The organism is Flavobacterium tructae (assembly GCF_001853485.1).
GTDB classification, from domain to species: Bacteria; Bacteroidota; Bacteroidia; order Flavobacteriales; family Flavobacteriaceae; genus Flavobacterium; species Flavobacterium tructae.
Genome location: NZ_MIKE01000011.1, coordinates 921,595 through 934,681, shown reverse-complemented (window position 1 = coordinate 934,681; position 13,087 = coordinate 921,595). Strand labels below are relative to the sequence as shown.

Below are 13,087 nucleotides of genomic sequence, written 5' to 3'. Positions count from 1 at the left end.
CCCAAATTCCAACACTATTGTAATTGGAGTTTTTATACTGTTTGCCTTTCTAAATGAAAAAAATTAAACAAATATTACTTTTATCAATAACACTTATTACTATTCTTGTTGCAGTAATATTGTATCAGATAAAAACATACGTTCCGCCAGCTTTTAATTGTAGAACACCTGTTCCTGAGTTTTGCGGAACACCTAATTTAACAGAAAAAGCAACCAAGGGAAAAGAGATTTTTAATTCAAATTGTGCAGCCTGTCATAAAAAACATGTCAGATCAACTGGACCTGCACTTAGCGAAACAGATTCATTAGTGTTTGTAAAATGGTTAATTAACAAAAAGGGCAAAATAAACAATACAAAAATTGAAGAATTTGGAATTGATTATCATAAAGCAACATTTTCAAAAGTTTTACACAAAGAAGAAATCGCTAATCTAATTGAATATTGTAGAAATTAACTAACGATACATTTCTTCGTCATAGAAATAATTAAAAACCATAGTAGTCCTAAAACAGAAATCCCAAATTCCAAGTTTAACTAAATTGGAATTTGGGATTTTTAATATTTGGAATTTCCTTATCCTAACCCTTAATTTGCTTCAAAGAGGTCTTTATTCCTTTTATTAAAGACGAACTGAAACCATTATGCTCCATTTCATTCAAACCTACAATTGTACAGCCCTGAGGCGTCGTTACACGGTCGATTAATTGTTCCGGATGTACTTGTTCCTCCAACAACATTTTTGCCGCTCCTTTGACCGTTTGAGCCGCAATTGCCAACGCGGTATTAGAATCAAATCCAATTTCGATTCCGGCCTGCATAGAAGCGCGAATATATCTTAAGGCATAAGCTGTTCCACAGGCACCAAGAACAGTTGCTGCATCCATTAATTTTTCATCAATTACCGGAGCAGTCCCCAAATCCTGAAATAAATCAACAATTGGTAATGCTTTTTCTCTGTCTTGTTCAGGAAAAGAAATACAGGTTGCCGATTCGCCAAACTGCGCAGCAATATTGGGCATAATTCTAACTACTGCAAATTCATTATTGGTTTTAGACTGAAGCATGTCCAGAGACAATCCGCTTACGGCCGAGGCAATTGTTTTTCCTTTAATAACAGGTAAAATCTCTGCTAAAACAACGTCTACCTGATAGGGTTTTATGGTTAAAATAACCACATCAGCTTCCTGAATACTATGTTTATTATCTGATGAAACCGTAATTCCGTGCTCTGATAAATACTGAATACTGCTCGTGTTTCTTCTTGTAACGGTAACCTGGTTATTTTTAGAGAATTTAGCAATTCCCAAGGCAATAGAAACCCCGAGGTTTCCGCCTCCTATAATGTGTACTTTCATTACTTTTATTTGGCTGGTTAATAGCGAATTATTCGGTTACAAATTACGCCGATTTTAGAGATCAATAATCACTCTTATCTACTAATTTGTTGCAAAAACTTAAAATCCAAGAATAAGTTTGGCTACTCCAAAGTAGAGCATAATACCAAATACGTCATTGGTTGTGGTGATAAAGGGCCCTGTTGCAATAGCAGGATCGATTTTATTTTTATGTAAAAACAACGGCACTAAAGTTCCCAGAGTCGCTGCAAACAAAATTACTACAATCATCGAAATTGAAATGGCCATTCCTACCAGGTACTGTTGGTACATAATGGAATGATATCCCAGTAAAAGCAACGAAATAATAGTTCCCGAAATCATCGAAACGGTTATCTCCTTGCTAAAGTATCCTCTGCTGAATTCTTTTAGTGTTCCGTTTGCCAAACCCTGCACAACGATTGCCGAAGCCTGAACTCCAATGTTACCTGCTGTCGCAGAAAGCAACGGTACAAAAATAATCAGAGTTGAATATTTCTGAAAAGTGGCTTCGTTACCCTTTAGTACAAATGATGCAACAATTTCGATTACCATTCCAATTAAAAGCCATGGCAAACGTGCCTTGGTCAATTCCAGAACACTATCGTTTGATTCAACGTCTTGTGTAATACCCGCTGCCAACTGATAATCTTTATCGGCTTCGTCCTTAATTACGTCTACGATATCATCAATCGTAATTCTTCCTACCAAACGGCCTAACTCGTCGACCACCGGAATTGCCTCTAAATCGTATTTCTGCATGATACGGGCCACTTCAACATCTTCGGTATCAACATTTACAAAATTTAACTTTCTGATGTAAATATCTCCGATCTGTGTTTTGGTTGAAGTGGTCAATAAATCTTTAAGAGACAGTCTGCCTTTCAAACGATTCTCATCGTCAACGACATAGATTGAATGTACTCTGGAAACATTCTCGGCCTGAATACGCATTTCTTTGACACAAGTAAGAACGTTCCAGTTTTCATTAACTTTCACCAGCTCTTTCCCCATCAAACCTCCGGCAGTATTCTCGTCGTAACGCAATAATTCAACAATGTCTTTTGCGTGTTCAACGTCATTTAACTCAGAGATTACCTCTGCTTTAATGTCCTGCGAAAGTTCGGCGATAATATCCGCCGCATCATTGGTTTCAAGCTCATCAAGCTCTTCTGCAATCTCTTTAGGCGACAGACGGCTTAAGATGTTTTCACGAAGATCATCTTCTAGTTCCAGAAGAATCTCGGCCGTTTTATCACTATCTAAAACCTTAAAAATATAGGTTGCATCATCGAAATCCAGCTCGTCCAGAATTTCGGCTATATCAGCATGGTGCAAATCGTTAAGTAAAATTTCAAGTTCCTTGTCATTTTTCTTAACAATGTGCTCTTCTAATTGTTGAATTAAGTCTTTGCTAACTTTGAACTCCATCGGCTTCTATTTTTTGAGTCAGTTCAATAAATTCTTCTACGCTAAGCTGTTCAGGACGTTTATCAAAGATAGTGTCTTCTCGCAACTTATCAGTTAAATTTAATGTTTTCAAACTGTTACGTAATGTTTTTCGTCTTTGCTGAAAAGCCGTTTTCACTACTGTGAAAAACAATTTTTCTCCGCACGGAAGACTATAATCTTCCTTTCGGGTCATTCTCATCACACCCGACTTCACCTTGGGCGGAGGAATAAAGACGTTTTCATCTACTGTAAACAGGTACTCTGTAGTATAGAAAGCCTGAGCCAGAACGGATAAGATTCCGTAAGCCTTTGATCCTTTTTTCTCGCAGATTCGTTCTGCAACTTCCTTTTGAAACATCCCCGAAAATTCCGGAATCTGATGTTTAAATTCTAAAGTTCTAAAAACAATCTGTGTTGAAATATTGTAAGGGAAGTTTCCGATAATAGCGAATTGCTTGTTCTCGTAAACCTCATTAATATTGTACTTCAGGAAATCCTGAGAAATAATGTTATCTTTTAATTTTGGATAATTTTCACCTAAATACGCCACCGATTCTGTGTCGATCTCGATCACGTGTGTATTAATTGGTTTGTCAAGCAAATACTTAGTCAACACACCCATCCCCGGCCCTATTTCTAAAACCTCATCATATCCGTTCAGGCTTAAGGTATCTGCAATTGCTTTAGCGATACTTTCATCCTTTAAAAAGTGTTGTCCTAAATGTTTTTTAGCTTTTACTTTTTCCATTCTCTTTTCTAGATTCTTAGATTGTCAGACTACTTAAATTGTTAGATTATCGAATAATCCAAAAATCAAGTCATCTACTTCTTATTTATTTCACGAAGCTGCTGAATATCGAGTAAATCTTTAGCTCTGTTCGCTTTAATCTTACTTGTAATCAGGTCTTCCAGTGATAAATTCATCAATGTTTTGATTCCACAATTATGACATCCTATTTTGGTTTAATCACAATGAGAAAATTATCTTTATTCTTATCCTCTTTATTCTTAATCGGAAACCTGCTTACCTGTTCCATCAAACGAAAAAAAGCGTAAACTCTTTCGGTTTTAGACAACTTCATGAAATCTTCCTGTTGCTGTTTGTTACTTTCTTCTTTTGTTTGAAACCGAATCTCCATCTTTTCTTAGATTGTTAGACTGTTGAATTATTCAAAACATCTAATAATCCAACAGTCTAACGATCTCTTTTAATGTTCCGAAATCACTTCCAGCTCTGTTCTGAAAGAAAGCATTTTATCCGCGAATAATTCCAAAGCTTCTCTATGAAATGCCGGTTCGTCTTCGATATAATAACGCTCTAACGTTTCTTTACTGTCTGTAACATATTGAACGGAATAGGTAATTCCGCCCATTTCTTCTTCAATCATCACCCTGACAATTCTTGCCGAAGAAAACTTTTGTGTGGCTAAAATTTCAGGAATATGTTTTTCCTGCATCCATTTTAACCATTGCTCCTGAACGCTCTCGTGTATATTGGTAGTAACGTTGTAAATAATCATTTTTTTTCAAAAGGTTCTGAGATGCTAAGACTCTAAGGTTCTGAGTTTTTTTTTCTGAAACTTAAAAATCAATTCTCATGTTTTTAATTCTATTTTTTGGAATTTGAAATTTGCTTTTTGAAATTTATTTCTTTTACAAATTCTTGTCTCCTCTTAACTCCCGGTATTTTTTCCTGGCATCAACAAAGTAAATACTGTCCTGATGATTAAAAATTACCTTCTCATATAAAGGCTTTGCCTTTTCTGCATTATGCAATTCATCGTTGTAAATTTCTGCAGAGAAAAACAATGCTTCGTCTATATAAATTCCGTCGCCATGATGGTCAATAATCTGCTGATACTGCGCCAAAGCTGAGGTGTAATCCTTCAGGCTTTCGTAAATTTTACCTAAACGCAACATTGTAACAGCTTCAATTTCCTGCCCTTTAAACGTTTTCAATATCCCCTGAAACTGAGCTATTGCTTCCTGCTTTTTATTCTGATACATCAAAAAATCACCTTTGGCGAACTGCTTCAAAGCGGTTTGTGTTGAATCGGCAACTGTATTGTCGTTGATCAGTAAAAAATACTCGAGCGCATCATTGGCAATTAATTGCGTATTCGCCGCCTTCAATTCTTTAAACTGTTTCAAAGCCCACTCGAAATCACCTTTGTAATAACTTGTTTTGGCGGCTTTCAAACTCGCTTCATGCGCCATTACATCGTTCTTCAAATCCAATTGAATTTGCGAATAATAAATAAGTGCCTGATTGAATTTCTCTTCTAAAAGCAGAATGTCTGCCAGCTCCATTTTCGCATCTGCCTGCTGATAGGCATTCAGATTTAATTCCAGCGCTTTTTTGATAATATCCTTGCCTTCTTCTGTCTTTTTAAGATTAAAAGCCAGAAAATGTGCCTGAATTATTTGCAAAGATAAGGTAAAAGGAGTTATTTCATAGGTTATGAGCAATTGTTGTAGTTCGGAATTGATTAATGGATAATCTTTCTCCTGCGCTTTATCAATTTTTATCTGCATCAAAGACGAATTTGTCTGAATGAGTAAATCACGATCTTTAGTCATCTGAAGAATAAAATTGAAAATTTCCTCTGCCGTATCAGTATCCTCTTCATTTAACGCAAATTGTCCCAGATTAACAATACTTGAGAGTGATTCCGGGTCCCGTTTGTAGATTGCTTTCTCCTGAATAAAAGCTTTACTGAATTCTTTCTGCTGTACATAAAACCAACTCAGGTAATGATTCCAAAACACATCCTGATCTTTTTGTGTTCTCAAAATCAAAGCTTTTCGCATTGCATCTTTAAAAGCGGTATTATCCGTTTCTCCGTTCATGAAACGAGACAGCTGTGTCTGTATTAAATTTGCATTCTGCGGATTTTTGTACGATTCTGTCAGTAAAAGATCAATCATCTGATCCGTCTGCCCTAACTGTCCGTACAGCATTCCGATTTGAAAATTGAAATTATAATTCGGCTGAATTGACATGGCTGTCTGATAGGCTCGTAATGCATACTCAAGCAGTACTTTTTTCTCAAAAGAATTACCAACTCCGTAAACATCATTGGGATTGGTTTTAATCTTTTCGATCGCCTGTTCGTAGTAACTTTTGGCTTTAGCATCGTTTTTCTGCAGTTGGAAATTATACCCTAACTCTACTAAAAAAACGCCTTGTTTGTATTTGTTGTAACGATCCTGAATTACTTTCTGTGCAGTCTCAAACTGCTGCAACTGCTGATAACAGTCAATTGTTCTTAAAAAATATTGTGTATTGGACGGCGAACTGTTTAAAAGTTCTTCGTAACTGATTTTAGCTTTTTCAAAATCACCTTTATCGTAATAATACTGCGCAAGCTGTTCATTCTGTGAAAATGCAAAAGCAGACCAGAACAAAACGATATAGATGATGCTGTTTTTCATATTATAGCTTTTTTTTCAGTGTTCAGTGACAGTTTGCAGTCGCAGTTTACAGTTTGCATTATTCAACATAGACTGAGACTGAGAACCGCGACTGAAAACTAAATATAAACATTATTCTTAGACTTCCAGACAATCAGTCCCAGACCTATCAAAATAAAAGGAATACTCAATATTTGTCCCATGTTAATGAGCATACTATTTTCGAAAGCTTCCTGATTTTCTTTGAAAAACTCAATTATAAATCGCGCCAGAAACAGTAACATCAGGAAATAGCCAAAGATCAAACCATCTGCTTTTCGTATCTTCTCTGACTTGTACATTGTCAGTAAAATCACAAAAATCAACAGGTAGGCAAAAGCTTCATACAGCTGTGTCGGGTGTCTTGGGATTAAATCGTCTCTCTGAAAAACCACGCCCCAGTTTCCATCAGTAGGTTTTCCGTAAATCTCAGAATTCATAAAATTCCCAAATCTGATAAAAGCTCCCGTAACCGGAACTCCAATTGCCATTTTATCTAAAAGCCACAGGAATTTTACTTTATACTTTCGACAATATAAAACCATAGCGGTTAAAACTCCTATTGAACCTCCGTGGCTTGCAAGCCCCTGGTATCCAACAAATTTATAGACTCCTGCTACTTTTTGTATGGGTAACAGAATCTCTATTGGATGCTGTAAAAAATAGGACGGTTCGTAAAAAAAACAATGTCCCAGTCTCGCTCCCAAAATGGTCCCGACGATTACATAAACCAATAAACTATCAAGATTATCCAGTGAAAGATTTTCTTTTTTGTAAATATTACGTACTATGGCATAGCCCAACAGTAATCCGCAGGCAAAAAAAGCACCATAATATTTTAATGGAAAACTATCTGTAATCCAAAAAATAACGGGATCTGCGTCCCAATTTAAAATCCCTCTCATCTTCCTCTTTTTTTATATTCAGTCTCAGTTTACAGTATTCAGTCGCAGTCTCAATATTCAGTGCAATTCACTGGAAACTGAGACCGCGACTGAATACTGTAAACTTTACCTCAATCTTAATTTATAATATCAAATCCACAGTATGGACGTAATACTTCCGGTACTACGATTCCTTCCGGAGTTTGGTAATTTTCTAAAATTCCGGCCAAAACTCTTGGCAATGCCAATGAACTTCCGTTTAGAGTATGTGCCAATTGATTTTTTCCGTCTTTATCTTTGAAACGCAATTTCAAACGATTGGCCTGAAAAGTCTCAAAGTTAGAAACCGAGCTGATCTCTAACCAACGATCCTGTGCCGTTGAAAACACTTCAAAATCATAAGTCAAAGAAGATGTGAAGCCCATATCACCACCACACAAACGTAAAACACGGTATGGTAATTTTAATTCTTTCAAAATGTCTTTTATGTGTTCAACCATTCCGTCTAATGCTTCATAAGACTTATCCGGATGCTCCACACGTACAATTTCTACTTTGTCGAACTGGTGCAAACGATTCAATCCACGTACGTGAGCTCCGTAAGAACCTGCCTCACGACGGAAACATGGCGTATAAGCAGTATGCAAAACCGGCAAATCGCTCTCGTTTAAAATCACATCACGAAACAAATTCGTAACCGGAACCTCAGCGGTTGGAATCAAATACAAATCATCAACAGTTGAATGATACATTTGCCCTTCTTTGTCCGGTAATTGTCCTGTTCCATAACCTGAAGCTTCGTTTACCAAATGCGGTACCTGAACTTCGTTGTATCCGGCAGCAGTATTTTTGTCTAAAAAGTAATTGATCAAAGCACGCTGTAAACGGGCTCCCTTTCCTTTATAAACCGGAAATCCTGCTCCGGTAATTTTTACACCCAATTCAAAATCGATGATATCATACTTTTTCACCAACTCCCAGTGTGGTTGTGCTCCTTCGTGCAAAACCGGAATATCTCCTTCCTGAAAAACGTTCAGATTATCATCCGGTGTTTTTCCTTCGGGAACAATATCAGCAGGAAGATTAGGTAAAGTGTATAATTTATTGGTTAATTCGGCTGCTAAAGCTTCTGCTTTTTCGCCCAATTCTTTGCTTTTTTCTTTTAAGGAAACTGTTTTTTCTTTCAGGATTGCAGCTTTCGATTTCTCGCCAGCTTTCATCAATTCTCCTATATCTTTGGACAATTTATTAGATTCGGATAAAGTATTGTCTAATTCTACTTGTGTTGCGCGACGGTTTTCGTCTAATTGCACCACTTCTTCCACAACGCTTTTAGCATCGATATTTCGTTTTGCTAAAGCCTTGATTACTTTCTCCTGATTCTCTCTAATAAATGCGATTTGTAACATAGCTTGTTTTTTATAACTATTGTATTTTTTTTTTATAATGGAAGCAAATTTAAGGAAATGTTTCCTAAGATCGTGACAAAGTTGGTTCTAAAGTTATTTCGGGGCTGTACTACGGAGATACGCAAAGAAAACACAGAAATATGCAGAGATTATTCTTCACTCTTTATTCTTTACTCTTTACTCCTTAATCACCCTAAAACTTGCTGTTGAATCTGCCGTAGTCACTTTAAGCACATAAAATCCGGAAGACAGGGTTGAGACGTCTATCTTTCCATCTGTACTTTTCCCTTTTAAAACAGAAACCAATTCGAAATTAAAAAACTCATAATCAAAGTTTTCGGCATTAAGATCTTTTATAGAAATCACACTTGTTGCGGGATTCGGGAAAGCATATGGTTTTTTCGTATTTGCATTTTCATACTGAGTGTTATTGCAAGTACTTTCTAACCATGCTGATAAATCTGTTTCATCATAAATCAGAGCATAATTGAGTTCTTTTGCTTTTTGAAACAACTCACAGGCTTTTTTGTATTTATGCTGCTCAAAATAAATAATCCCCAGATTCTTCATCGCGTACGAATTGTTTTTATCCGTTTCTAATGCTGCTTTTAAATCGGCGATTCCTTTATTTGATTCTCCTAATTTGTGATAGATTAAACCCCGGATGGTTCTTAAATCCCTGCCTCCGTAAGCCGAACTCCGTCCCATACTCGTTTTTTCAGCTGCAAAAGCTTTTGCAACATTTTCCATCGCTTTCTCATAATTGCCTGTATCGCTGTACAATTTCGCGAGGCTCCATCTTGCATATGCGTGATCCGGTTTCACAGCTGCAATTTTCTCCAGATAAAAACACGCTAAATCGTATATCTTTCTTCGCTGGAGCAATGAAGCAAAATTATAAAGGATGCGTAAATCGTCCGGAGCACTTTTTATGGCTTTATGGTAATACTGGATCGCAAAACTATCCATTTCAAGTGATGCATAGACAAAGGCTAATCTGTCGTAAAGCTTGCTTCGAAACAAATCTTTCTTTTGTTCTAATGAATCGGCCAGAACGATGCTTTTATTTTTAGGATCTTTATCAATCGAGTATTCGACTTTTTTTAAGTCTTCAAGTGCCAATGTGATATTACCCAAACTAACGCTTAACACACCACGATTGTACAGATCATTCACTTTAGTGGGATTGTAATTTGTTTTGGTATTGATCTCAGTAAGTAGTTTGAGGGCTTTTTTTACCGATTCTTCCTTGTCTTTACTGAAAGGTAGTTTATGGTCGGTTCTGCTAACTAATTTCCCATGCGAAAAATTCCAGGTGACTAACTTTTCGCCTTCCTGATTGTACTGAAAACAATCGGAATCTTTGAGCCCTTTCTCATCAAAATAAAAAACTTCGTTCAATTTTCCGTTCGGATAATACGTTTTGGTACTGTCCGGATTTTTATCTGCTCCGTACCATATTTGTACCGAAACTACCTGATCGTCATAATAATATCGGGTAACATTATCAGTTGTATTCGTATTGTTCACCTGACCGGATAAAACTACCGGCAAAAACAGCAAGGCAAAAACCGCCTTTTTACAAATGGAAATTTGTTCTCTCAAGATTTTATTGATTAGACGGAAAATGCAATTTCAGGTAAAATTATTTGTTTTCTTTCAGGATGGATTAAAATCAATCCCAACAATATGGACCGAGCCGAAGGCTCTTTCCTGTAAACTTTGTAGGACGGATTAAAATCCATCCCTACAATATGTCTCGAGCCAAAGGCTCTTTTCGGTTAACTTTGTGAAGCTTTGTGAAAAACTCCGCGAATCTCTGTGACAAAACCCAACTAAAACCTTTGCCTCTTTGAACCTCTAAAATCTAAACCCTCTTAATTTCATGCCCCACAAATTCCTCCAAAGTCGCAAACATATCATCGACAGAAAGCACTTCGAAATCGGGATGATTTTTTAAGAAACCGGCATTTAGTGTCACCAGGTTTTCTTCTAATTCATAAAACGTATCGTTGTTCAGTAAATCACGTATTGGGTTTACGCCTTCCAATTTTCCGCTTAAAAATTTATTGAGTTTTACGCTGCTCATCAATCTCACTTTTTTGCTTTGCTGCTGAAACAATTCCAAGTGTTTTTCGGCACCAATTAAAGTCAGACCTTCTTCAATAAGTTCGTTTAATTCTTTGTTCCAACCTGATTTATAGACAAACTGAGCAAAATTTCCTTCTGTATATTGTGACCAATAGAAATCTAAATAATAACTCATCAAAGCATCTTCGTGGATGAACTCATCATCGACACCTTCTTCACGCATTAAATTGATTACCGAAATATTCGAGTGAATCACATCCTGCGGATTCTCACTGTTCATTGCTGTTTCAGAAACTATTATTCTGCCAAATTCTTCCATTTTGATTTTTGTTTTGAGATTGTTCTGCAAATTTCGATGAAATTAAAACCAAAAAGAAACATATTTCAATCTAAATAGCATCAGATTCATCCGTGTTTTTTTTCTGATTTATTTTTGCTACTAAAGCCTTTAATTTTAAAGCACGCTCTCTTTTCTCTTCCTGAACTTTAGCTTTTTTGCGTTTTAGCAATTTGGTATGCAAAGCCTTATTCTTGCCGTTTTTTTCAGGTCCTTTCGCCATGATTTCAACTCTTTAAATTACTTCTCCAAAGATAGAACTAATAATTAAAAATGATTATTACTAATTTTGATTCTTATGCTTTTGTGTGTAAACCGCAATGAAATTATTCTAACACATAGAAACATAGATTTGCTTACTTTGAAAAAGACGTTTCACTCAGCTAGAACACACAGAGTTTACTATGCAAAAGAAATGTATTTCTCTATTACGTTCTCTTTTTCAACATTTAAAAGCTATGTTTCTATGTATTAAAAAGGATTTTTATATTTACACTCCATACGATAACTTCATCCAAAATGACACCAACCTTCTTCTCAACACCCGAAAAATTCAGAGCATGGTTAGAAAAAAATTATCAAAAGGAAACCGAACTTTTAGTTGGTTTTTATAAAGTGAGTACCAAAAAACCGTGCATGACCTGGTCAGAATCTGTTGATCAGGCGCTTTGTTTTGGCTGGATCGATGGTGTTCGAAGAGCTGTAGATGAAGAAAGTTATACGATACGGTTTACGCCCAGAAAAAAATCCAGTATCTGGAGTGCCATCAATATCAAAAAAGTAGAAGAACTCACTAAGGCCGGACTCATGCTACCCGAAGGCTTAAAGGCTTTCGAATTAAGATCTGAAGAAAGATCTAAAATCTACTCGCATGAAAGAGAAGCTTACCAACTTGATCCGGAATTTGAAAAACAATTTAAAGCGAACAAAACGGCCTGGGAATACTTTAGCCATCAGGCACCCTCGTACAGAAAAGTAATGATTCACTGGATTATGAGTGCCAAACAGGAAAAAACAAAACTTTCGAGATTAGAAAAAGCTACACAGATAAGTGCCGAACAAAAGCGAATGTTATAACAACTATTGCTTTGCTAAACGATAAATATTAACTTTAATCCCTCTAAAAAAGTCTCAGCTAAAAAGAAATAAAGAATGGAGGGAAGAAAAACACTAGAATATTACGTTTTAGATGTATTCTCAAACGAAAGTTATAAAGGAAATCCGCTTTCTGTTGTTTTTACCGATGGTAATTTAAAACTGGAAACGTATCAGGATATTTCTAAAGAATTTGGCTACTCCGAAACCTCTTTTATTTATTATTCCACAAGAGAAAAAGCACTGATGGTTCGTTCGTTTACCCCAACAGGAATTGAAATCGACGGAGCGGGACATAATTTACTAGGGGCTGTTTGCGGTGCTCTCTTAAAAGGTATGCCAATTTTTGATGAGCAAAACGAAAGTGAGCTTTTTGTTATTATGAAACATTCCGCCATTCCGTTAACCGTTACTTTAGATCCGGTTACTTTTTATCCCCTTGTTCAAATGCATCAAAAATCGGCGGTCATCAAGCAAGAAATTCCAACTTATAAAATTGCAGTTGCACTTGGTTTAAAAATTGAAGATTTAGATGTAAATGCTTTTGTTCCTACCATAGTCAATACAGAAGTTGCCCATGCCATGGTTCCCATAAAAAGCAGTCAAATACTCAATAGTTTTGTTCCGGACAACCAGCTTTTAATCGAAATTTCGAAAGAATATAAATTTGAAGGTTTTTATTGTTTCACCATCGCTGATGAAAATGAGGAGCATATCGTCGAAACAAGATTTTTCAACCCCATTATCGGAATAAATGAAGATCCTGCTACAGGAACGGCAGCAGGTCCTTTAATTGGCTTTTTAACGCAAAAGAAATTCACTAAATCCGACAAAGAATACAAAATTCTTCAAGGTGTAAGATTAAAACAGCCCTCAATGATTGAAGTAATGAATCGCGAAGAAGATATTCTGGTTGGAGGTTCTTCTACCATAACGATGCGGGGAGAACTTTACTTATAAAAAAAAGCTGCACATGATGCAGCTTTTTTTAT

At 36.2% G+C, this 13,087-nt stretch carries 14 protein-coding genes; 3 read left to right on the top strand and 11 right to left on the bottom strand.

Annotated elements, in window-relative coordinates:
* The first annotated feature begins 53 nt into the window (after positions 1 to 53).
* The gene (locus BHE19_RS06025; protein ID WP_070906345.1) at positions 54 to 455 is read left to right on the top strand and encodes a cytochrome c; all 402 of its coding nucleotides are present in this window, start codon (positions 54 to 56) and stop codon (positions 453 to 455) included.
* Between the two features lie 124 nt (positions 456 to 579).
* Here BHE19_RS06025 and proC read toward each other — a convergent pair whose 3' ends face one another.
* From proC to BHE19_RS22730, 11 genes are all read right to left on the bottom strand, one after another.
* Positions 580 to 1,356, bottom strand: a complete 777-nt coding sequence (gene proC, locus BHE19_RS06020; RefSeq protein ID WP_070906344.1) for a pyrroline-5-carboxylate reductase — start codon at positions 1,354 to 1,356, stop codon at positions 580 to 582.
* Positions 1,357 to 1,455: 99 nt separating this feature from the next.
* Positions 1,456 to 2,805, bottom strand: a complete 1,350-nt coding sequence (gene mgtE, locus BHE19_RS06015; protein ID WP_070906343.1) for a magnesium transporter — start codon at positions 2,803 to 2,805, stop codon at positions 1,456 to 1,458.
* Complete coding sequence (gene rsmA, locus BHE19_RS06010) at positions 2,789 to 3,574, bottom strand: 16S rRNA (adenine(1518)-N(6)/adenine(1519)-N(6))-dimethyltransferase RsmA (RefSeq protein ID WP_017495904.1); 786 nt, start codon at positions 3,572 to 3,574, stop codon at positions 2,789 to 2,791. Before rsmA ends, mgtE begins: the two co-directional genes overlap by 17 nt.
* A 205-nt stretch (positions 3,575 to 3,779) precedes the next feature.
* The gene (locus BHE19_RS06005) at positions 3,780 to 3,965 is read right to left on the bottom strand and encodes a hypothetical protein (RefSeq protein WP_070906342.1); all 186 of its coding nucleotides are present in this window, start codon (positions 3,963 to 3,965) and stop codon (positions 3,780 to 3,782) included.
* Between the two features lie 69 nt (positions 3,966 to 4,034).
* Positions 4,035 to 4,346, bottom strand: a complete 312-nt coding sequence (locus BHE19_RS06000) for a DUF4286 family protein (protein ID WP_070906341.1) — start codon at positions 4,344 to 4,346, stop codon at positions 4,035 to 4,037.
* 133 nt (positions 4,347 to 4,479) lie between these two features.
* Positions 4,480 to 6,261 carry a tetratricopeptide repeat protein gene (locus BHE19_RS05995; RefSeq protein WP_070906340.1) on the bottom strand — a complete coding sequence of 594 codons (1,782 nt, stop codon included), beginning with the start codon at positions 6,259 to 6,261 and terminating at the stop codon, positions 4,480 to 4,482.
* A 98-nt stretch (positions 6,262 to 6,359) separates the two neighbouring features.
* A complete protein-coding gene (gene lgt, locus BHE19_RS05990) occupies positions 6,360 to 7,184 on the bottom strand; it encodes a prolipoprotein diacylglyceryl transferase (protein WP_070906339.1) in 825 nt (274 codons plus the stop codon).
* 116 nt (positions 7,185 to 7,300) lie between these two features.
* The gene (serS, locus tag BHE19_RS05985) at positions 7,301 to 8,572 is read right to left on the bottom strand and encodes a serine--tRNA ligase (protein ID WP_017495899.1); all 1,272 of its coding nucleotides are present in this window, start codon (positions 8,570 to 8,572) and stop codon (positions 7,301 to 7,303) included.
* Between the two features lie 177 nt (positions 8,573 to 8,749).
* Positions 8,750 to 10,177 (bottom strand): T9SS type A sorting domain-containing protein, encoded by a 1,428-nt coding sequence (locus tag BHE19_RS05980; protein ID WP_070906338.1) that lies wholly within the window; start codon positions 10,175 to 10,177, stop codon positions 8,750 to 8,752.
* A gap of 262 nt (positions 10,178 to 10,439) precedes the next feature.
* A complete protein-coding gene (locus tag BHE19_RS05975) occupies positions 10,440 to 10,982 on the bottom strand; it encodes a DMP19 family protein (RefSeq protein WP_070906337.1) in 543 nt (180 codons plus the stop codon).
* A 70-nt stretch (positions 10,983 to 11,052) separates the two neighbouring features.
* The gene (locus tag BHE19_RS22730) at positions 11,053 to 11,223 is read right to left on the bottom strand and encodes a hypothetical protein (protein ID WP_017495896.1); all 171 of its coding nucleotides are present in this window, start codon (positions 11,221 to 11,223) and stop codon (positions 11,053 to 11,055) included.
* Positions 11,224 to 11,519: 296 nt separating this feature from the next.
* Between BHE19_RS22730 and BHE19_RS05970 the strand changes: the two genes are divergently transcribed.
* Together BHE19_RS05970 and BHE19_RS05965 are read left to right on the top strand one after the other, a co-directional pair.
* On the top strand, positions 11,520 to 12,077 hold the full coding sequence (locus tag BHE19_RS05970; protein WP_070906336.1) for a YdeI/OmpD-associated family protein: 558 nt from the start codon (positions 11,520 to 11,522) through the stop codon (positions 12,075 to 12,077).
* A gap of 75 nt (positions 12,078 to 12,152) precedes the next feature.
* On the top strand, positions 12,153 to 13,055 hold the full coding sequence (locus BHE19_RS05965) for a PhzF family phenazine biosynthesis protein (RefSeq protein ID WP_070906335.1): 903 nt from the start codon (positions 12,153 to 12,155) through the stop codon (positions 13,053 to 13,055).
* Positions 13,056 to 13,087: the final 32 nt, after the last annotated feature.